Source organism: Nostoc sp., assembly GCF_036917135.1.
Classification (GTDB): Bacteria; Cyanobacteriota; Cyanobacteriia; order Cyanobacteriales; family Nostocaceae; genus Nostoc.
This window is the reverse complement of record NZ_JBALEA010000063.1, coordinates 46,596-68,097: the sequence shown is the minus strand read 5'-3', so window position 1 is coordinate 68,097 and position 21,502 is coordinate 46,596. Positions and strand designations below refer to the sequence as shown.

The following is a 21,502-nucleotide window of genomic DNA, read 5'->3' as shown; positions in this document are numbered from 1 at the left end:
GCGTCTCGGAGAGAGCGGCTCCAGCCCTCTCTCCGAGACGCTACGCGAACACTACCGCTTCGTACCCAACTCTTGGAGAAGGAGTACGCAATGACAAATATGTTCTGGCAAAATTGGGATGCTCCCTATTTAATTTCTGGAAATGCCCAATCCCCTTCAACCATCCATAACTGAGTCCTTAGAATCCAATTTTGGCAAGATCCCCACAGTTGATTTTCGGTGAGCAACAATATGAGAAAGCAGCCCTTCATACTTATCAAGTGCTTGCTCCAAGGAGTAGTTTTCTTCAGCAAACTTTCTTCCTGTGTTACCTAGCCTCGCACCTAAAGCCGGATTAGTATATAAATCATGCACCGCAGCGGCCATTGCATTGGGTGATTCTGGCTCAACAATTATCCCACCACCACTGAGATCGATCACTCTAGCAGCAGTACCAGTGGCGGGAACTGAACCCACAATTGGGCGACCACTTGCCAACAACAATGGTATTTTTGAAGGCATATTGAAGGAAATCACATTGCGCTTTTGCACAATCAGCCCGACATCAGATGCTGCTAGCATTTCGGGTAGTTTTTCTCGCGGTTGTAATGGTAGCAGCAAAACATTATCTGCTCCATTTAAGAGACAACATTCCTGCAACATTTGCAATGCTCTTGATTCGCCAACAATCACAAAGACAATATCTTTGATATGACGCAAGCAAACGGCTGCTTCTATTACTGTTTCTAAACCTTGCGTGAGAGCAATGTTGCCCGAATAAAGTACTACAAATTTCCCATCTAGTTTATGATTAGATATCCAGGAGTTTTTCTCTTTTGGTAAAGGGCGGATAAAAGTTATATTCACCCAATTGGGAATACAAACGATTTTATTAACAGGTACTCCCTTATTCACTAAATTCTCACGAAACCCATCGGCGATGACACTAATTGTGTGTGCAGTCCGATAGGCAAATTTCTCTAGGGCTGCAAGAATTCGGATCATCCACTTGTTTTTCAATAACCCGATACGCACGGCAGCTTCTGGTAGAATATCTTGCACATTCAGAACTACTGGGCAGTTGTATAACCAACCAAATATTGTTGCTGGTAAAATACCTAGTAGAGGCGGGACTGTTAAGATAATCACATCCGGGCGTCCGCCTTTAAAGGCTTGGGGTAAGCTCGTGAAAATAAAGCTTAACTCCAGTAACAGCCGATCCAGGAGATTAGGTTTAGACTTAATCCGCAGGTAACTTCGTTGAATTTTGACGCCATTTTTTTCTTCAGTCAGATACCACTTATCCCGATACCCATCGTAAATTTCGCGCTGAGGATAGTTGGGCATTCCCGTAATCACTCGCACTTGGTGACCTCGCTTTACTAGTCCTTCTGCCAATTCAGTCATTAATGGAGCAATTCCAATTGGCTCTGGATGATAGTTGTAGGAATAAATCAGAATGTGCATGAGCTATTTGTGAATTTTGTAAAGACAGCCTGAGATGAGCAGATTTATTCATTAATTAATAGCCACTAGGGTCTGCTACTTTTATTACTTGTTTTAACTTGTAAGATTGCTTGATTGAAATTGGTTTAAACATTGCTTCTGAATTTTCTTAGTGATTTTAAAAAGATAATTTTTATACTGCAAAAAACACTTAAGCATCAAAATATTAACTTGTATAAACAGGTGAGGTTCTTATAGACATAGGCTTTAGTTTCTAGTGATTATGACAATAGTTGATCTGGTTGATTCTGACTAATGCCTAAATTTACACTTGGGGGATTGTAGCATTATATTCAAGGTTGTGCATATAACCCTCATTCCGCCCTTTAAACTGGCACATTAACTATTTTTAACCAAGTCATCAGTATTGTATTCATTTGATTCACTCAGTATTGGCTCAAGCCTAGCTAGGCGCTAACAGCAATCTTTTCAAGAGTGTTGATGACGAAGCAGTGAAGTTGAATGATAACCCCACCAGTTCACTGAACTAGTGGGGCTATAATAGAGATTCAGTAAATTTAGCAAGCTCTGACTAAAAAGCCCTACTTTCTAGAAAGAGGCTTGCTTTTTCTTGAAAGTTGAACCTAGACCCAAGGTAGCTAATGTTAGTAAACCTAAGATAGAAGCAGGTTCAGGGACTTTGGATACCTCTATAGAGCCAGGATTTTGATCTACTAGTGTTGATGTTCCTTGTTGATCGACATCCTTACGTAATTGCAAAGAGTCGCCAATCGTTCCCTGGAAGAAATATTCTCCAATTACACCCGTCCCTCCTGCTACATCAAAGGGGCCAAACAACTTCTGAGTGGAAGTATCAAAGTTGAAAGCGAAGAAGCTAGATTGTGACACTCCAGCAGTAACGGTGTTATAAGTTCCCAGAAGATTTTTAGATGGGTCTAAGAAGGAGACATTCAAGGATTGTAAAAAGTTGGTTGCTCCACTACCAGCTTCGGAAATGATTGTTGGTGCTGTAGCTTCGTCGTAGCTGAATGAACCTGTGGCTGAATAACCACCATTACCTAGCCAGTTGAAGTTTAACTCAATAGCTTGAGCTGGGTTGTTAGCAGCAGCGATGCCTTCGGCGGGCTACGCCTACGCTACACTAAAAGCAGCACTGGTTGCTGCGATCGTGGCGATTTTGGTGAAAATGCTTTTCATTGCCATAACTCCAAGATTGATTGAGATGATGCAGATATCAATTCATCAAACAACACTAAGCTTACGATAGAAATATATATACGTAAATACCGCATAAAACTACCGTGTAAATGTAAAATTTCCATGAAGTGAAGTACTTTTTTTATGAAGCTTTGCGTAAAATACTAAGTCTATCTAACAAACCTAAGCTCGTCTTTATTGATAAAGATGTATTGCCCCGGAACCAATTTTTAGCCGAAACCAAAGGTTATGCTTGCGATTGGCTAAATCCTTCTAAGGGTGGTAAGTATAAAATAACTTAGCTTTGATCTTGCACCTGTAAGATGGTGAAAGTTACGAGCGATCGCCAGATAATAACTGATAAAGTTGAGCTACGCAAAGTTGAAAACAGTGTAATATGCCTGGGTTTCTATTAGAAGTTGGTACAGAAGAACTACCTGCAAGTTTTCTCAGTGATGCTTTAGTGCAATGGCAGGAACGCATTCCCCAAAGCCTGGAAGCAAACAGCCTCAAGGGTGAAAGCGTCCAGGTGTATGGTACTCCCCGGCGGCTGGCGGTAGTGATTAAAGGTCTACCATCCCAGCAACCAGACCGAGAAGAAGAAATTAAAGGGCCTCCAGCCCAAGCCGCCTTTAAAGATGGTCAGCCCACAGCCGCCGCCGCAGGCTTTGCCAAAAAGCAAGGTGTGGAAATTGATGCGCTGTTCCTTCGCCCCACTGACAAAGGGGAATTTGTCTTTGTTCTCAAAAAAATTCCTGGCCGTCCTGTGGCGGAAATTTTGACAGAACTTATTCCCCAGTGGATTTGGGCTTTAGAAGGTAAGCGATTGATGCGTTGGGGTGATGGAGATGCAAGGTTTTCCCGACCAATTCGTTGGCTGGTAGCTTTGTTAGATGATACAGTGCTACCTCTAGAATTGGTAAATGGTTCTAAAACGGTTCATAGCGATCGCATTTCTCAAGGTCATCGGGTTTTACATCCTGAACCTGTGACAATTGCCCAAGCTACTGATTATGTTACCACTCTCAAGTCTGCATCTGTCAACGTTGACCCAGTAGAACGGGCAAATATTATCAAAGAGCAGGTAAAGGCAGTAGCAGAGAAATTAGGCGGGTATACGGTAATTTACCCCGATTTGTTAGAGGAAGTAACCAACCTTGTAGAATATCCCTCTACAGTTGTTGGGAAATTTGAACCAGAATTTTTAGAATTACCAACTGAGGTAATTACTGAAGTCATGGTTACTCATCAACGTTATTTTCCTGTATTCAAGCCAGGTAGTTTTCAGCAAGAATTATTGCCCAATTTCATCACCATTTCTAACGCTGATCCCCAAAAATCAGATATTGTTGCCGTCGGGAATGAAAGGGTAATTCGCGCCAGATTAGCTGATGGCAGATTTTTCTATGAAGCTGATTTAACGAAGCCAATAGATAGCTTCTTACCACAGTTAGAAAAAGTCACTTTCCAAGAAGAATTGGGTTCGGTGCGTGCCAAGGTAGATAGAATAGTTAAGATTGCCGAGCGAATCAGCACCCAATTAGAATTAGCGGAAAATCAAAGCCAAAGAATCCAACGTGCTGCTTTATTATGTAAGGCAGATTTAGTAACTCAAATGGTGTATGAATTCCCGGAATTGCAAGGCATTATGGGAGGAAAATACGCCTTAGCCAGTGGTGAAGATGCGGAAGTCGCAAAGGCAATTTATCAACATTATTTGCCAACAGGTGCCGGTGATAATTTCCCCGAAACTCTCACGGGTAAAATTGTCGGTTTGGCAGATAGATTAGATACTTTAGTAAGTATCTTTGGTTTAGGTTTAATTCCCTCTGGTTCTTCTGATCCCTTCGCTTTGCGCCGTGCGGCTAATGCTGTAGTTAAAATTATTTGGTTTGATAATTTGCTGATAAATTTAGATGATTTATTAGCGCAAATAGCCACAGACTTTGCCGCGAAATATCACAAAGATCAGGCATCGTTAACCACAGCATTACAAGAGTTTTTCTTGCAGCGCATCCGCACTTTACTACAAGAAGAAAAACAGATTGATTACGACTTGGTAAATGCAGTTTTGGGAGAAAATGACCCAGAATACACAGAACGGACGTTAAAAGATTTATTGGATGTACGCGATCGCGCCTTATACTTACAACAAATCCGCAACGACAGTACCTTAGATCACATCTACGAAACTGTTAATCGTTCCACACGATTAGCCGCCCAAGGTGATTTGGATACAAAACAGCTAGAACCGACAACCGTAGTTCGTCAAGAATTATTCCAAAAATCCTCTGAGATGGCTTTGTATAATGCCCTAATCGAATCAGTACCACAAACTCAAGCAGCACAGGAGACCCGAAATTATCAACTATTAGTAGCAGCACTAACAAAAATTGCTCCCACAGTTAGTAACTTTTTTGATGGCCCAGATAGCGTTTTAGTTATGGACTCCGATCCAGAAATTAAGCGCAATCGATTACATCTGCTGGGACTAGTTCGCAATCATGCCCGTGTTTTAGCTGATTTTGGGGCGATCGTTAAAAATCTGTAGCGTAGGTCAACAAAAACTTGTGTAATTTTTGCCAATAAACGCTACTATAGGGAGTGCTTAACCAGGGACTTCTAGCTGCAATCTATGTCCAGAGCTACTGTAATTGGATTGGGAAAGTCCGGTGTTGCTGCGGCGAGATTGTTGAAGCGGGAAGGTTGGGAGGTAGAGCTAAGTGATGGCAACACCTCCGAAACCCTCCTGCAACAACAACAAGAACTCGCTGCCGAGCAAATAACCGTAAAACTAGGCCAATCCCTAGAATTGAATGGTGCTAATTTACCGCAATTAATAGTCGTTAGTCCTGGCGTACCTTGGGATATTCCCGTATTAGTTAAGGCACGCCAATTAGGTATTGAAACCATTGGGGAAATAGAACTTGCTTGGCGAAATTTGCGATCGCTACCTTGGGTAGGAATTACAGGTACTAACGGCAAAACTACTACCACAGCTTTAGTTGCTGCCATTTTCCAAGCAGCACAATTAAACGCACCCGCCTGTGGTAATATTGGTTACGCTGCCTGTGATGTTGCCCTATCTCAGCCAAAGAGAGCAGCAGAAAAATTTGATAAATCGTCACTCCTCACTCCTAACTCCTCACTCGATTGGGTGATTGCCGAAGTTAGTAGCTATCAAATAGAGTCTTCCGTATTTCTTGCTCCTCGTATTGGTGTTTGGACGACTTTCACACCAGATCACCTCAGTCGTCATCAGACTTTAGAGAACTATTACAATATCAAAGCCAAGTTATTACGTCAGTCACAGTTGCAAGTGTTTAATGGTGATGATGCCTACTTGAGGCAGCTAGGACTAAATGCTTGGCCTGATGCCTATTGGACAAGTGTCAAAGGAAAAGATTCCCTAATTAGCGAAAAAGGCTTTTACATTGAAGACGACTGGGTTGTGGAAAAATTGACTGCAACCTCTGCACCAGAAGCGATTGTGAAAGTATCTACTTTGCGGATGGTGGGAGAACATAACCTACAAAATCTCTTGATGGCAGTCGCAACGGCAAGATTAGCGGGAATTAATTGCGATGCGATCGCGCGTGCTATTGTTGAATTCCCCGGTGTTGCCCATCGTTTGGAGCATATCTGTACTTGGGAAGGGATTGATTTTATTAACGACAGCAAAGCCACCAACTACGATGCTGCTGAAGTTGGTTTAGCATCCGTTAACAGTCCAGCGATTTTAATTGCTGGTGGAGAAGCCAAAGCAGGTGATGATACTGGTTGGCTAGCAAAAATTCACTCCCAAGCTGCTGCTGTATTATTGATTGGCTTTGCTGCGCCCGCATTTGCCAAACGTCTCCAAGAGGTGGGGTATTATTCTTACGAAATTGTGGAAACAATGGAAAAGGCAGTCCCCAAATCGGCGGAATTAGCCAAGCAGTATCAAGCGCGTGTAGTGTTGCTATCTCCAGCTTGCGCGAGTTTCGACCAGTACCCGAATTTTGAGGTGCGGGGCGCTCGTTTTCGTCAGTTGTGCCTTGCTTGGGCGGGAGGAGAGAAGCTTCAATACAACTCGATTCTTTCATCTCCTCTGCCTAATTAATTCACCCTGTAGTTGCAAGTCACACAGGGAATGAATTATGTAAAATTATTAACAATTTTTGTATTTGGTAGCAAATAACTGTATTCTACACACCTGAGGATAATACTGTGCAGGCAGGAGAGATTTATGAAAGTGAAAATGATCGCAGCTTGGCATATTGCCAAGAAAATTTTTGTTTTCCCAAAAAATATTCTATTTTTTGGGTTAGTACTTTTACTGATTTTAGGTTTTAGTACGATTGTAAACTTCACACCATTGGCTCAACCTGCCGTAGCTCAAACGGGTCTATTCCCAACCACTCTTTCACATTATGCTATAACCGCTGAATTTGGTAGAGATAGAAGCGGTAGCGATTACATATCTTTTGCGAATTCACCATCCGCTTCAGCTTGCCAGCAAGCTTGTCTTAATGACAATCGGTGTAGTGCTTATAGTTATAATGTTATAATAGGTCCTGGTGCTACTTGTTTTTTAAAATCTGTAGCACCAGTATCAACCCCAAGTCCATACACTATAACCGGTGTGAAATTGTAAGCTAAAAATGCGGTGCGAACTTCCGCCAATCTGTACTATAAGGATTGTTTAGAGCTAATTTAGTGGTTTACTATAATTATGTTTTGCTGTAGTTTCCAACTTCCACCTCATGAGCGATGCTGGTAGGTTTAGGAATAAGTAAACCATCTTCTAGCATTCCTTCTAGATGAAATTCAATAGCTTCTGTAATCATCTGCTTGACTTCTTCTAAAGTTTCACCCACAGCTACACAACCTGGTAAATCAGGGACATAAGCGCCGTAGCTAGTTGCTCCCTTTTCAATCACAACTGTATAACGCATCAGTCTTCCTCCAATTGAGCTTGTCTCCAGATATTTTTCAGAGTACCAATTGGCACATCCACATTTGGCTTACCAGCCACTGTTACAGTACCAGGTTTATCAGGATGTTTGAACTGTCGATGACTACCTTTAGTTCTAGCAAGATACCAACCATCAGCTTCCAGTCCTTTGATAACTTCGCGTACTTTCATGCTACTACTTATCTGTACAGTTGAAATTTCTGTTACAGATAGAGTCGCTAATTGAGAAGTCAAAAGTCAATAAGATTTTCTATTTTCGGACAATTTTATCATTTGGGAAATATTTTGTAGGGTGCGTTAACGAAGTGTAATGTACCTTTATACTTGAGCAAGCTAGGTTTAAGTGCTTGGCCTGAAGCCTATTGGACAAGTGTCAAAGGAAAAGATTCCCTAATTAGCGAAAAAGGCTTTTACATTCAAGATGGCTGGGTTGTGGAAAAATTGACTGCAACCTCTGCACCAGAAGCGATTGTGAAAGTATCTACTTTGCGGATGGTGGGAGAACATAACCTACAAAATCTCTTGATGGCAGTCGCAACGGCAAGATTAGCGAGAATTAATTGCGATGCGATCGCACGTGCTATTGTTGAATTCCCCGGTGTTCGTCACCTTTTAACCATCTATCAAAAGTTATCTCAACTTTTTTAGGGACTTACCGTAGCACTTGAGAGTGAATATCTTTGTAAGCTAATGTACTTTTAATTTGCATAAGCAGGGCGGGCAAGATGCCCACCCCATAAGAGTTTTACTTCGAGGTAATATGCAAGTTAAATGTCCAACAGCTTACCACGGTCTGTCTATTTTGAGTTGAGTTAATGATGCTTTTTGATTATAGTAATTTGACTGTTAGTTTAACTCTAGTATATGACAAATCAAAGGACATCTATCAATTAATTGGACAACGGTTTTCCTCATACTAATCAAACCTTTGAGCAAGCAAATAATTAAGCTAAATCAAGTTTTTTAAGTCATCTCGGCGATTATTCAAGACGTAGTATCTTTTGAATCTACGAAGGATAAACAATGCGGCTTTCAGATCCAGGACAACAAGTTTTAGTGTCTGGGGATTCTACCTAAATATCTAACTTAAAGACACATTAGCTTATTACTTATGATAGTTACTAGAACTCTCTTGGATAGGTGAAAGTGATGAGTGAGAGTAAATATACTTAGTAGCTGAGGTTCAAAGCATGGACTCCACAGGTAAAGTTCAAATTGTGGACTCGTCCTGGTACGTTCCACTACCGATGAAAGAGTATGCAATGAGCCGAGTAACTGTCTACTTTTATAGCGATGGGTGGGTTCCAATTAAATATTGTTCTTTGGGAAAGGCAATTTTGCTTCACCAAAAGGCAAGCTTAGAAGGCAAGGAAATTTTATTATTTCCTGCTGATTTAGACCCTAATCAATTCTCAAACTCTTTTAAAATGCATTGAGGTAGACTATTTTTCCAAATTATTGGCAACGAATTAATCGGCTATAGAGGCGTATATATCATATATACGCCTCTATTTGTTAAATGGAATTAAAGATCACCAGATAATCAAACCAACCCAGAACGCAATGCAACGACTGCTGCTTGCACGCGATCGTCTACTGCTAATTTATTCATAATCCCTCGGACATGAGTTTTGATGGTATTGGGACTCAGGTAGAGTTTTTCGGCAATCTCTGGGTTACTCAAGCCGTCTACCATGAGTTTCAACACTTCTAACTCGCGCCCAGATAAGTTGGCGGTGTTGGTGGTGGGTGAAGGCGGTTTGAGATTATCAATTACTCGCCGCGCAATTTGAGGATCGAGATAGGCTGCACCATCAACTGCGGCTGCGATCGCATTTAACAATCGTTCCACACTTGCACCTTTAATACAATATGCATCTGCACCGCTAGATAGTGCCGCGATAATTTCTGTCTCTGTTTGATGAGATGTCAGCATCACCACATGAGTTGCTGGTAGCGCCGCCTTAATTTGCTGTGTGGCTGCAATGCCATCCAATCGCGGCAACCCAATATCCATAACCACCAAATCAGGTTTCAGTCGCAGTGCGGCTTGAACTCCCAAATAACCATCTTCAGCTTGTCCAACTATCTCTAACTGAGGATGAGCCATTAACGATTGCTCTAATCCGAGTTGCATCATCGGATCATCTTCGACAATTAACACGCGCAACGGCGGAGCATTGGCTGGTAAATTTAAAGGATAGCGAGTATCTAAAGACATTTTTATTATCTATAAGTCCTTTGTTCTTTGCCTTTTTTCCCTGCCAATGACCAATACTTCGACTTCGCGGTAGTTGAGCGTAGTCGAAACTCAGTACAAGTGACTAATGACCAATGACTAATTTATTCTTCCACCCGATAGCCTAACTCTGCTAAACTGAGCCGCGACTGTCGCCATTTTGGTTGGACTTTGACAAATAATTCTAGGTAAACTTTACCAGCGATTAACTTTTGGATTTGTTCGCGGGCTTCACTACCAATTGCTTTGAGCATCGCTCCGCCTTTACCAATGAGTATGCCTTTTTGGGAATCACGCTCGACGTTAATGGTAGCAAGTACACGAGTAATGCTGGGAGTTTCTTCTACTAAATCAATGGCGATCGCTACTGAATGGGGTACTTCTTCACGAGTCAATAATAAAATTTGTTCTCGGATCAATTCACCCATAATAAAGCGTTCTGGCTGGTCAGTTACCAAGTCTGGGGGATAATATAATGGCCCAATTTCTAGATGTTCAATTAATAATTCTTGAAGTTGGGGTAATCCGGCACTAGTCTTGGCAGAAAATTTCACGATTTCCCATTCATGAGACTGGGCCATCTGGGCGTAGCTATCATCTAGATACTGAGAATCGGTGGGTTGTTGATCGGTTTTGTTCACACCGATAATTATGGGTGTTTTACTGCGACTGAGCAATTCGGCAATATAGCGATCGCCTGCACCACAAGCTACTGCTCCATCTACCACAAACAGTAATACATCTACTGATTCAATGGCAATTTTCGCATTTCGCACCAATACTTCGCCCAATTGATGATGGGGCTTATGAATTCCTGGCGTATCTACAAAAATTAACTGTGCTTCTGGTGTAGTTAAAATGCCACGCAAACGGTTACGTGTCGTTTGCGCTACAGGGGAAGTTATGGCAATTTTTTGTCCTACCAATTGATTCATCAAAGTAGATTTACCGACATTTGGGCGACCGATAATGCCGATAAAACCTGACTTGAACTCAGGAGGAGCCTGGGGGATTGTTACTTCTCCTGAAAAAGAGAAGGTGTAATTATCAATACTAGTCACCTTTGGCTCCACCTTTATATTTTACAGTTGGGATAACTTGGTTTTTTATTAAACACAAAACAAGCATAAAAACACCCTAGCATTTTCGGGCATTGCTTTTGCTTAGGTTTAATCTACTACTGGCTCTACACTTATATTTTACAGCTGGGATCACTTGGTTTTGTTTTTAGACATCAAACGAACGTGAAATTACTTTGGTATTTACAGGGAAGGCTTTTGCTGAAGTTTAACCGACATTCTGTATTTCAAGTTGAATTACAAAGAAACTACAGTAAATAAAAAAAACCAAATTTTCTTGTGGGATGGGTGTCCGCACCCGTCCCATATTCAGGGCGGGCAAGATGCCCACCCCACAAGATGGAGAATTTATCTCTTGTCAGTCCCTAAAGTTCTGACTACGAATTTGTTCACCCCTAACTAATCAGACAGACCATTTGTGACCGAAAACGACTCATGATACAGAGCAACTAAATTTATTTATGGGGATCAAAAATTATTGAATTTTGAATTTTGAATTCGGAGCGTTCGCGGAGCGTCTCGTAGAGAAGCGACGTGACTATTTGGCTTAACTGCGGTAAGCGATGACGGTATAAAATGGGTCTCCTCCAGCTGCACCCAACCACTGTAAGAAATTCGGTAATGTTGACTTATTAGCTATAACTTCTGCGGTTGTAAATCCTGGGACTGAGGCGAAGTACTCTTTGACTAATTCCACTCGAACTGCTTCTGAAGCCTCCCGCCAAGCCTGAATCGCCTTTTCAAAAAACATTCGGTTAGAAAAGCTGATAATTGCCACACCGCCGGGTTTCAGAATGCGGTAAATTTCGGAAAATACTGCTTCTGGATATTGCACATACTGCACAGATACGCAATTGAGAACAGCATCAAAATCTTCATCTGGTAAGGGTAGCTGCGGATTTTCGTTAAGATTTTGGACAAAGTAATGATTTAAGCGGGGATTACGTGCTAATTCCTCAGCGTTGAGTCCGTGTCCCTCCACATGGGAAAATTCTATATCTTCTGGCAGATGAGACACCCAGCTGCTCATCATATCAAAAATACGGCTGTTGGGTTTCAGGCGATCGCGATATAAATCTGTTAGCTGTTGAATAAATCCTTCATCGACATGGGTGACGAAGCGCGGATAGGCATAGAACAGCTTATCGTCTGTGTCGTCTAATTTCAGGCGTTGATTCGGTCTTAACTGCATAAATATCTGTTTTGGAGAACTTTTTCGGAAAATTGCGGCAATTTCAGGTATTTTTCAACAATCACTATGTAACATATTCTAATAACATCAGAACACATAAACGAGTCTAAATAGCAGCATTTAATTTTATCAATTCAATGTTCTATAAACTACACTTCTTGCAGCATATTTGCCGACAAATCCGCCTAGTCGGATTATTACCTTATTTGAGTTTGTTAGCTTGGATACTGCCCTTATTATTATTTACTTCTGGACACGATAGCCTGATGGCACATGATGAAGCCCTTTATGCTTGGCGGGCGCGTCTGATGTTTGATTCTGGTAATTGGATAACTCCTTGGGAAAGAGCGCATCATAAAACCCCTGGCCCTTATTGGTTAATTGCCAGTTTTTACAAGCTGTTTGGTATGAGTGATATGAGTGCGCGTATTCCTAGTATGATTGCGGGCATTTTTAGCTTATGGCTTGTGTATGAAATCGGCAAAATTATGCTATGCAAAAAGTTAGCAAGGCTTGCTGCTGGAATTTTAAGTGTGGAGTTTCTCTGGTTGCAATACTCTCGCTTAAGTACACCTGATGTACCGATGATTCTCTTGGTACTTTTAGCGATTTGGTCTTTAATCAAAACGGAATTACATCCTAAATATCGCTATTTTTGGAGTTTTTTAGCTGGTTTAAGTTTAGGTTTGGGCTTCTTAGTCAGAAGCTTTATGATTTTTTTGCCAATTGTAGCTTTATTGCCTTATTTAATTGGCGAACATCGCCGTCATCATCATCTTAGTAACCCAATTTTATATTTAGGCTTTTTTGTCGGTTTAACACCTACCTGTATTTGGCTGTGGTTAAGCTGGCTGCACTACGGAAATAATAGTTTTGAGGAGTTGCTCAAGTTTGTTGTGCAGCTAGGTTCTGAGGATCAGAATAATAATGGGCTGTTGTTCTATGTATGGAATATTCCTTTAAAATCATTACCTTGGGCTTTTTTCGGACTTTTAGGTTTAGTTTTGACTCTCCATCGTCCTATTCATCGTTACCATTTGATATTAGTTGGTTTTCCACTTGTCCTATTTGTAGAACTTAGTCTTTTTACCACTCGTTTCCCTCACTATAGTCTTTGCCTTTATCCGTTTATAGCTTTGTTTGCATCTGTGGGTTTAAACTGGTTAGGCAATATTTATAATACAGGAATTCCCCCCAAATTCCCTCTTCAAAAGAGTAAAAAAAATATATTAACCCTTTTCGCCAAGAAGAATCTTCCTCGAAATCTCAGTTATGTCTTTGGTGGTTTAGGTGTTCTACTCGTTGTAGCGAGTATTGCTATTATTCGTTGGGGTGGTTCTGACATTCGCAAGTATGCAAGTATTGGCTTGGCTATGGGTTTGGGTTGGTTCATTTTACCTGTGGTGTGGATTAGTCGTTACCACTTTGGCAAAAAGTTTCTCACCGCACGTTATTGGATTGCAGGTTGGTTAATTCCCTGTTGGCTGGCTTTGGCGACGACAGGTAGCATCGGTCTTTTAGGTGACTATAACCCTGTTTTGAAAACTTTTTTACAAGAAAGTGCGATCGCTCCTATTCTCCAATCTCATCCGATCTACTATGTGCAAATAGACCAAAAAACCGAAGTACTACTTGATTTCTATCTTTCTATTCACCCTCAACAGGTAGTCTCTATTTCCTATGTACCCACTTTGAGCTATGCTTTGATCTATACTAACCAGTCCCCTAATTTATCTCGCCCTCACCGCCTTGTTGGTACAGTCGAAGAGTACCAGTTGATTCAAGTTCTTCCCTAAGACAGTTGCAAAGCAACTGTTGCTAAAAAATATTAATCTAGATATAATAGTACGTACACTAAGTAATTTGTGATATGGTTTCTACATCTAATCACTCCCCAGCTTTAGAGTCGTGGCAGCAGAATCTGGCACCATACAATTTGGGCTACAGAATCAAACTAGTCTCACAACTACTCGGACGCAAGTTTACTGAGAGGCTAGAACCCTTTGGACTGACACCATTTCACTGGTTGGTGTTGTGCTGTCTTTGGCAAGAAGATGGTTTACCTACTTCTAGTATTGGGGACAAACTCAAACAAGTGGGAGGGACTTTAACAGGCGTACTAGATCGGATGGAAGAACGTGGCTTGGTGCGTCGAGAACGCGACACCCACGATCGCCGCATTTGGCGCATCTGGCTAACGGATGCAGGTAAGGAATTAGAAGTTGTATTACCGCCAATCGCCGCAGCCGTGCGTGATGAAGCGATGGACGGTATTTGCTTTGCCGATCGGGAAGTGTTTTCCCAAATTTTGAATCGGGCGATCGCTAACCTCTCCTAAAGATGATCCCATAATCACCCGTTTGGGTGAGGCAGTATGAAGATTTGTTTTGAGATAATATTACGCATACTAAGGAAATAAGATTTTTTTCCGGGAATATTACGCATTCTAAATAAACGATTATCAATCAAATCATTGAACGAAAAAGGAAGTTAACAATCATGGGTGCCAATACTTTGAACGGACGCAACGGACACAAAACCCCAGTTTTAGAAAAAGAAGTGATTCCTGATTCAGAGACTCTAGAAGTTCTTACCACAGAGACATCCACAACAGCCGAAGCACCTGTTGTCACTCCTGAGATTGAGAAAGAAGTTCCACCGAAGCGGAAAAAACCGACTGGTTTAATTTTGGCAGCATTAGGCGTGGGTGCGATCGCCGCAGGTACTTTTGGTTTTCACTATTGGCAATATGCCTCCACCCACCAGGAAACAGACAACGCCACCGTTGCGGGAAACATTCACCAAATTAGTACCCGCATTCCCGGAACTATAAGTGAAGTGCTGGTGAATGATAACCAACTGGTGCAACCTGGACAATTATTGGTGAAGTTAGATCCACGAGACTATGAAAGTCAGGTACAACAAGCACAAGCGTCCCTACAAAACGCTCAAGGACAGGCGCAAGCAGCCCTTGCAAATATTGCTTTAAGTTCACAAACCACTACTGGTAAGACAACTCAAGCGCAAGGAGATGTCAGTGGTGCAGTAGCAGCAATTTCCACAGCCCAAGCAGCAGTACAAGAAGCCCAATCTGGGATACCAGCCGCCCATGCGGAAGTTCAGTTAGCCCAAGCGGGGATTCCCGCGGCCCAAGCGCAGGTAGCGCAAGCAAATGCGAATTTGGAAAAAGCTAAAACAGATTACAATCGTTACAACGAATTGTATAAAACAGGTGCAATTCCTCGTCAGCAATTAGATACAGCCAAAGCAACTTATGATGTGGCGACAGCACAAAAAAACGCCGCTATTCAGGGAGTAGAACAAGCCCAAGCCAAATTAGCCTCCGCCAAAGTTGGTGTCGCTAAAGCCCAGTCTCAATTAGCACAGGCGCAAGAAAATGTCACCAACGCCCAAGCTAAATTGGCAGCATCTAAGGGAGGATTGCAACAAGCTACCGCAGGTGGACAAGATACAACAGTAAAACGTAGTCAATACGAAGCGGCAAAAGCAGCGATCGCGCAATCAGAAGCATCCCTCAAAAATGCACAGTTGCAACTATCTTATGTTAATGTTACCGCCCCCAGTGCCGGACGCATCGGTAGAAAAAATGTGGAAATTGGCAACCGAGTCACAGCCGGAACACCATTAATGGCGATCGTGGATAACAACTATTGGGTAATTGCCAACTTCAAAGAAACTCAATTAGAAAAGATGCGTCCCGGAGAGCCAGTAGAAATCAAGCTGGATACCTTTCCTCATCATACCTTTATTGGTCGTGTTGACAGTATTTCGCCAGCTTCCGGCGCTCAGTTTGCCCTATTGCCACCGGATAATGCTACAGGTAACTTTACTAAAGTTGTCCAACGCATCCCAGTAAAAATAGTATTCGATCAAAAGAGCATTCAAGGGTACGAATCGCGGATTACTCCGGGGATGTCTGCGGAAGTTGCAGTGGAAGTAAAGTAATAAGCTAAAACACATCTAACTTGCATATTAAAATTTCCTCAATATCTTGTGGGGTGGGCATCTTGCCCGCCTTGAATATGCAACTTGAATGCCGATTAGCTTACCATGTTCGGTAAATTACTTCTCATTCCCGAAAAATCCCTCCCCACTCTTCGGGCTACGGTGTACACACAAATATTCTAAAGTTGTCCCCCAGGCTTTTGATCCCCCCAACCCCCCTTAAAAAGGGGGGCAAAACTTCTTAAAGTCCCCCAATTTATCGGGGGATTTAGGGGGATCTTCCCAAATTGGCTGCAAACAGATGAAAAACCTCTTTCTAGCTGTGATCTGTTTCTACATCTATAGAGAGGCGTATAGAGATGAAGTGAGATGATATTTATCAAAACAGATTGGTATAAAGCAAGCCATAGATGAAAAAACCGCTACTACCCGCATTAAGATCAAAAAACTACCGTCTGTTTTTTGCTGGACAAGGTATTTCCCTAATTGGGACGTGGATGACACAACTTGCCACGATTTGGCTAGTTTATGACTTGACAAATTCCCCATTAATGCTAGGAATTGTGGGATTTTCGAGTCAAATTCCGAGCTTTTTTTTAGCTCCCTTTGGCGGAGTCTTTGTAGATCGTTTTTCTCGGTATCATACCTTAATTGCAACGCAAGTCTTGGCGATGATTCAATCGTTAGCATTAGCAGCACTCGCGCTAACTGGTGTGATTCAGATATGGCACATCATCGTGTTGAGTTTGTTGCAAGGATTTATTAACGCCTTAGATGCGCCAGCCCGCCAAGCATTTGTGCCAGAATTGGTTGAGCGTAGAGAAGATTTAGCCAATGCGATCGCGATCAATTCCACGATGTTCAACGGTGGGCGATTAATTGGTCCTGCGATCGGGGGTTTATTAATTGCTGGCGTTGGAACTGGCTATTGTTTTTTAATTGATGGTTTGAGCTACATTGCTGTCATCGCCGCTTTATTAGCGATGGAAGTTAAACCTTGGAAAAATTCGGTAACTGTCGGTAATCCCTTGCAAAAAGTCAAAGAGGGATTTGTATATGCCTTTAGCTTCCCACCTATTCGATCCATCTTATTACTATCAGCTTTAGTCAGTCTTATGGGACTGCAAAATACTATTCTTGTACCAGTTATTGCCGAACAAGTTCTCAAAGGTGGTGCAGAAACTCTGGGGTTTTTGATGGCTGCATCTGGAGTTGGAGCCTTAACGGGTGGTATTTACCTAGCTACGCGCCAAACAATTTTAGGGATTGGTAAATTGATTGCCTTGGCTCCAGCCATTTTAGGAATTGGTCTAATTGCCTTTTCTTTGTCTAGATTTTTACCGCTTTCTTTATTCACAATGTTATTTGTTGGCTTGGGAACAATTCTTCAAATTGCTGCTAGCAACACATTTTTACAAACAATTGTTGAAGAAGATAAACGTGGGCGGTTGATGAGCTTATACACAATGTCATTTTTGGGGATGATTCCCATTGGTAATTTATTAGGAGGTTTATTAGCAAGTTATATTGGTGCGACGAACACTTTAATAATTGATGGGATAGTTTGTATTTTAGGGTCGCTCATTTTTAGTAGACAGTTACCTGCTTTAAGGAAAATAATGCGTCCAATTTATGAGCAAAAGGGTATTGTTACGACTTAGGAAGTTTAAGATAGATAACGGCAGTTAAATTTAGACTTATGTTATACCAGTTTGCAGTTGAGTCCAATACAGACCTAACCCCCAACCCCTTCCCTTGTAGGGAAGGGGAATAAAATTCAAAGCCTTTCTCCTTTTAGGAGAGAGGAATGGAAGTGAGGTCAAAACTGTACTGCACCCAAGTGAAAACGTCTATAATGAGCTTTTTTCGACTACTTATATTGTAATTTCGCCGCGCTGAAAGCAAGAGAAGATTTAATAATAGATTTTTTGCTACTTAACTTTGAAACAGGAAAAACACTATGACTAATACAGGTGTAGTTCATCAGCAAGGGCAAAATCCTGCTATACCACCAGAACGTGTACCGCTAAAAATCTGGATTGGTGTATTAGCCAGTATGCTTGGTGCATTTATGGCAGTATTAGATATTCAAATAACTAATGCTTCGCTGCAAGATATTCAAGCAAGTTTAGGAGCAACTCTAGAAGAAGGTTCTTGGATTTCTACGGCGTATCTCGTAGCAGAAATTGTGGTAATTCCTCTAACAGGATGGTTATCACGGGTGTTTTCTCTGCGACGTTATTTGTTAGTGAATACTGCACTATTTATTTTCTTTTCTATCTGCTGTGGTTGGTCGTGGGATCTCAATTCCATGATTTTCTTTCGGGTATTACAAGGTTTTAGCGGAGGAGTATTAATTCCCACTGCTATGACAGTTGTATTAACAACTTTACCTCAATCTAAACAATCAGTTGGACTGGCTGCATTTGGGTTTAGTGCAGTTTTTGCACCTTCAATTGGCCCGACATTAGGAGGTTGGTTAACAGAAAATTTTGGTTGGGAATACAACTTTTATATAAATTTAATTCCAGGGGCATTAATGTTGGCTGGTGTTTGGTACGGAATTAAGCAAGAAAAACCCCAAATTAATTTATTGAAACAAGGTGATTGGTGGGGAATTATTGCGATGGCTATTGGGTTAGGTTCCCTGCAAGTTGTTTTAGAAGAAGGTAGCCGTAAAGATTGGTTTGGTTCAGCGTTGATTGTGCGCTTAAGTGTCATTGCGGCAATTTTTTTGGCGATATTTTTCTATATTGAATTAACTCGTAAACAACCATTTATTAATTTACGGCTGGTGTTTCGGCGCAACTTTGGTTTAGCGAGTATTGTCAATGTATCGCTGGGAGTAGGATTGTATGGTTCAATTTATATTTTACCTCTGTATCTTGCCCAAATTCAACAATACAATGCGTTGCAAATTGGTGAAGTATTAATTTGGGCTGGTATTCCCCAACTGTTTATTATTCCCCTCATACCAAAATTGATGCAACGCATTGATGTGCGGTTAATGGTAGCTGTGGGTGTGACTTTGTTTTCCATCAGTGCATTTATGAACTCTGGAATGACTAATCAAACTGGATTAGAGCAGTTACGCTGGTCGCAATTTGTGCGGGCAATGGGACAACCTTTAATTATGGTGCCGCTTAGTTCTATTGCCACTGCTGGATTGAGTCAAAAAGAAGCAGGTTCGGCAAGTGGTTTATTTAATATGATGCGGAATCTGGGCGGTTCTCTCGGAATTGCATCTTTAGCAACTATATTAAGTAACAGAGAGCAATTTCACTCGAATAGATTGGGTGATGGAGTATCTTTATATAACCCAGAAATTCAACAACGAATTGACCAGATGACACAGTATTTTATCAGTCGGGGAGCCGATTTGAGTACAGCCCAAAATCAAGCGATCGCATCTATATCTAACGTCGTCCGTCGGGAAGCATTTGTAATGGCTTTTAACGATTGTTTCTACTTTATTGGCATTGCATTATTACTCAGTGGAATTGCAATTTTATTCTTAAAAAAGGTGAAGCCAACTGCTGGCGCTGTCGCTCATTAGATTTGTGAGGTGGGTTGTAAAGTACAAGAAAGAAAAACGAACCGCATTCGCGCAGCGTCTCGTCAGAGAAGGACGCAAAGGACACAAAGAAAGAAAGAAAGAAAGAAAGAAAGAAAGAAAGAAGTTAAAAGGGTTTGGGGCAGCCTCACAAAGAAATGGTAGAAGTCGAAGAAGTCCTGCTTAATTACCAGGTAGATTATTTGGATCTACACCTAGAGAACGTAAATACTGCGCTAATTGTTCAGCCCTTTGCCGTTCTTGTTCAGCCCGCGATCGCTCCTGTTGTGCCTGTTCTCCATCTGTCAAATACCGGTTTCCTTGCTCATCGTACCAACATAAAAATTCCTGTTGTATACCAGCAATTACAGCTTGGTGTCGCCCAATACCTAACCCCACCTCTGGCATCAAATAGGGTTCACCTATTTGTAGTTGGTAGTTTCCATCGATCAACTTATACACTTCAAAGGGTTGATGTTGGTCGCGTCGCCAAAACTCAGGGTTATAAATTACGTAGTACAATACACTGAGTTTTCTGTATATATCTATCTTCTCGTCGTATTCACCTCCTGGGGTGTGGGATACCATTTCTAACGTGAATATTGGAACTATCCCATTTTCTTCCCAAACAGCGTAACTTTTGCGTGATTTACCACCCTTTTTCCGTTCTACTCCCACACTTAAAAAAGCATCTGGCACTACAGGTACTCTGGGATTTACTCCTGTGGTGTGATACACTCCCATATCTACTCCGAAGTACCAATCCATACGATTTGCCCAAATGGAGTTGAGCAAAAAAAGTAAAATGTTGGGCAAAAAGTTTTGGTCTTCGTTATCCACAGGTGTATCGTCTGAACAAGGAAGTTCGTCAGTAGTTGGTAACGCATTTTTGAGATCAGGTGAGAGCATAACCGTTGTCTCGCTGGCCTTTGATGCCTTTATTATAAATGGGTGACGAAAAGTTTAACGTTTGGGTGGAGCTTCACCAAACTTAATTAAAAGCGCGATCGCAATACTAACAAGCAAAATTAACGTCATACTCAAGGCTGAACCAAATCCCCAATTTTGGGTTGCTCCAAGAAACTGGTTATAAATTAACCGCGCCGCCGTCATACTAGAAGCACCACCAAGTAATTCTGGATCGACAAAATCCCCCAAACCTGTGATGAATACAAGCATGGAAGCAGCTGCAATTCCCGGAAAAATTTGTGGTACAGTTACTTTGTAAAAAGTTTCTACAGGATTTGCACCTAAATCAGCTGCTGCTTCTAATAACCGCTTGTCTAGCTTTTCCAGAGAAGCATATAAAATCAAAACCATGTAGGGTAATAAGCTGTAACTCATGCCAATAAATACAGCTTGACTCTGATTAAGTAATTCCAAAGTAGGTAAGCCTAAATTGCTGAGTAAACTGTTAAATAAACCAGTCGGACGAAGAATTGTAATCCAAGCATAAGAGCGAAGTAACGAGGAAGTCCACAAAGGTAAGACAAAGCCTAACACCAGCAAATTTCGCCAACGCTGCGGTGCTATCTGAGCAATCCAATAGGCCACAGGGAAGCCCAAAATTAAACAAATGATGGTGGTACCAAAGGCAAAAAATAGCGATCGCCCAATTACTTGTACATAAAGGGGGTCAAATATTCGGATATAGTTTTTGAATCCGTTGGGATTGACCAAATCTCCCGGTCGAATGTCTGCAACTAAACTTAACTCGAAAATTATCAAAGTTGGCAGCACCAACAAAAGTAATAACCAAATCCCAGATGGTGCAAGTAATACCAAGGGTTGGAGCCAATTTACTCGTGGGCGATGCAATTCTTCTATTTTAGAAATATCATTTTTTTCCAAATTAATCACTCCTAACTCCTAA

General features: G+C 41.5%; 18 protein-coding genes and 2 pseudogenes. 10 read left to right on the top strand and 10 right to left on the bottom strand.

Going from position 1 to position 21,502, the window contains the following annotated elements; genetic code table 11:
* Positions 1-156 precede the first annotated feature (156 nt).
* The gene (locus V7K50_RS19075; RefSeq protein ID WP_334962684.1) at positions 157-1,446 is read right to left on the bottom strand and encodes a glycosyltransferase family 4 protein; all 1,290 of its coding nucleotides are present in this window, start codon (positions 1,444-1,446) and stop codon (positions 157-159) included.
* Between the two features lie 588 nt (positions 1,447-2,034).
* Positions 2,035-2,400: a PEP-CTERM sorting domain-containing protein gene (locus V7K50_RS19070; RefSeq protein WP_334962682.1), complete on the bottom strand. Its 366-nt coding sequence runs from the start codon at positions 2,398-2,400 to the stop codon at positions 2,035-2,037.
* Positions 2,401-2,542: 142 nt separating this feature from the next.
* On the opposite strand from V7K50_RS19070, the gene V7K50_RS19065 reads away from it, so the two are divergent.
* From V7K50_RS19065 to V7K50_RS19050, 4 genes are all read left to right on the top strand, one after another.
* Positions 2,543-2,713 carry a hypothetical protein gene (locus V7K50_RS19065; protein ID WP_334962680.1) on the top strand — a complete coding sequence of 57 codons (171 nt, stop codon included), beginning with the start codon at positions 2,543-2,545 and terminating at the stop codon, positions 2,711-2,713.
* Between the two features lie 327 nt (positions 2,714-3,040).
* Entirely contained in the window at positions 3,041-5,194 is a 2,154-nt protein-coding gene (gene glyS, locus V7K50_RS19060) for a glycine--tRNA ligase subunit beta (protein ID WP_334962678.1), read from the top strand.
* 84 nt (positions 5,195-5,278) lie between these two features.
* Positions 5,279-6,745, top strand: a complete 1,467-nt coding sequence (murD, locus tag V7K50_RS19055; RefSeq protein ID WP_334962677.1) for a UDP-N-acetylmuramoyl-L-alanine--D-glutamate ligase — start codon at positions 5,279-5,281, stop codon at positions 6,743-6,745.
* A gap of 126 nt (positions 6,746-6,871) precedes the next feature.
* The gene (locus V7K50_RS19050; RefSeq protein ID WP_334962675.1) at positions 6,872-7,279 is read left to right on the top strand and encodes a PAN domain-containing protein; all 408 of its coding nucleotides are present in this window, start codon (positions 6,872-6,874) and stop codon (positions 7,277-7,279) included.
* A gap of 76 nt (positions 7,280-7,355) precedes the next feature.
* Here the strand turns inward: V7K50_RS19050 and V7K50_RS19045 are convergent, their stop codons facing one another.
* Together V7K50_RS19045 and V7K50_RS19040 are read right to left on the bottom strand one after the other, a co-directional pair.
* Positions 7,356-7,580 (bottom strand): type II toxin-antitoxin system HicB family antitoxin, encoded by a 225-nt coding sequence (locus tag V7K50_RS19045; RefSeq protein ID WP_334800852.1) that lies wholly within the window; start codon positions 7,578-7,580, stop codon positions 7,356-7,358.
* Entirely contained in the window at positions 7,580-7,771 is a 192-nt protein-coding gene (locus V7K50_RS19040) for a type II toxin-antitoxin system HicA family toxin (RefSeq protein ID WP_334962673.1), read from the bottom strand. Before V7K50_RS19040 ends, V7K50_RS19045 begins: the two co-directional genes overlap by 1 nt.
* Before the next feature lie 150 nt (positions 7,772-7,921).
* Here V7K50_RS19040 and murD (V7K50_RS19035) point away from each other — a divergent pair.
* Positions 7,922-8,215 (top strand): annotated as a pseudogene (murD, locus tag V7K50_RS19035) (UDP-N-acetylmuramoyl-L-alanine--D-glutamate ligase); the annotation flags it as partial.
* A 40-nt stretch (positions 8,216-8,255) separates the two neighbouring features.
* On the opposite strand, the pseudogene V7K50_RS19030 reads toward murD (V7K50_RS19035), so the two are convergent.
* The 4 genes and pseudogenes from V7K50_RS19030 to V7K50_RS19015 form a co-directional block, all read right to left on the bottom strand.
* Positions 8,256-8,546 (bottom strand): annotated as a pseudogene (locus V7K50_RS19030) (hypothetical protein); the annotation flags it as partial.
* A gap of 597 nt (positions 8,547-9,143) precedes the next feature.
* Positions 9,144-9,821 carry a response regulator transcription factor gene (locus V7K50_RS19025; protein ID WP_334962671.1) on the bottom strand — a complete coding sequence of 226 codons (678 nt, stop codon included), beginning with the start codon at positions 9,819-9,821 and terminating at the stop codon, positions 9,144-9,146.
* A gap of 122 nt (positions 9,822-9,943) precedes the next feature.
* Positions 9,944-10,900, bottom strand: coding sequence for a GTPase Era (gene era / locus V7K50_RS19020; protein WP_334962669.1), 957 nt, complete (start codon positions 10,898-10,900; stop codon positions 9,944-9,946).
* A gap of 565 nt (positions 10,901-11,465) precedes the next feature.
* Positions 11,466-12,110, bottom strand: a complete 645-nt coding sequence (locus tag V7K50_RS19015) for a class I SAM-dependent methyltransferase (protein WP_334962667.1) — start codon at positions 12,108-12,110, stop codon at positions 11,466-11,468.
* A gap of 137 nt (positions 12,111-12,247) precedes the next feature.
* On the opposite strand from V7K50_RS19015, the gene V7K50_RS19010 reads away from it, so the two are divergent.
* The 5 genes from V7K50_RS19010 to V7K50_RS18990 all read left to right on the top strand — a co-directional run bounded on the left by V7K50_RS19010 (position 12,248) and on the right by V7K50_RS18990 (position 19,632).
* On the top strand, positions 12,248-13,906 hold the full coding sequence (locus V7K50_RS19010) for an ArnT family glycosyltransferase (RefSeq protein WP_334962665.1): 1,659 nt from the start codon (positions 12,248-12,250) through the stop codon (positions 13,904-13,906).
* A 74-nt stretch (positions 13,907-13,980) separates the two neighbouring features.
* Positions 13,981-14,448, top strand: a complete 468-nt coding sequence (locus tag V7K50_RS19005; RefSeq protein ID WP_334962663.1) for a MarR family winged helix-turn-helix transcriptional regulator — start codon at positions 13,981-13,983, stop codon at positions 14,446-14,448.
* Between the two features lie 161 nt (positions 14,449-14,609).
* Positions 14,610-16,076 carry an HlyD family secretion protein gene (locus V7K50_RS19000; protein ID WP_334962661.1) on the top strand — a complete coding sequence of 489 codons (1,467 nt, stop codon included), beginning with the start codon at positions 14,610-14,612 and terminating at the stop codon, positions 16,074-16,076.
* Positions 16,077-16,486: 410 nt separating this feature from the next.
* Positions 16,487-17,737, top strand: a complete 1,251-nt coding sequence (locus V7K50_RS18995; RefSeq protein WP_334962659.1) for an MFS transporter — start codon at positions 16,487-16,489, stop codon at positions 17,735-17,737.
* Positions 17,738-18,036: 299 nt separating this feature from the next.
* On the top strand, positions 18,037-19,632 hold the full coding sequence (locus V7K50_RS18990) for a DHA2 family efflux MFS transporter permease subunit (RefSeq protein ID WP_334962657.1): 1,596 nt from the start codon (positions 18,037-18,039) through the stop codon (positions 19,630-19,632).
* A 180-nt stretch (positions 19,633-19,812) separates the two neighbouring features.
* Here the strand turns inward: V7K50_RS18990 and V7K50_RS18985 are convergent, their stop codons facing one another.
* Complete coding sequence (locus V7K50_RS18985; RefSeq protein WP_334962655.1) at positions 19,813-20,538, bottom strand: Uma2 family endonuclease; 726 nt, start codon at positions 20,536-20,538, stop codon at positions 19,813-19,815.
* Between the two features lie 54 nt (positions 20,539-20,592).
* A complete protein-coding gene (locus tag V7K50_RS18980) occupies positions 20,593-21,486 on the bottom strand; it encodes an ABC transporter permease (protein WP_334962811.1) in 894 nt (297 codons plus the stop codon).
* Between the last annotated feature and the right edge of the window lie 16 nt (positions 21,487-21,502).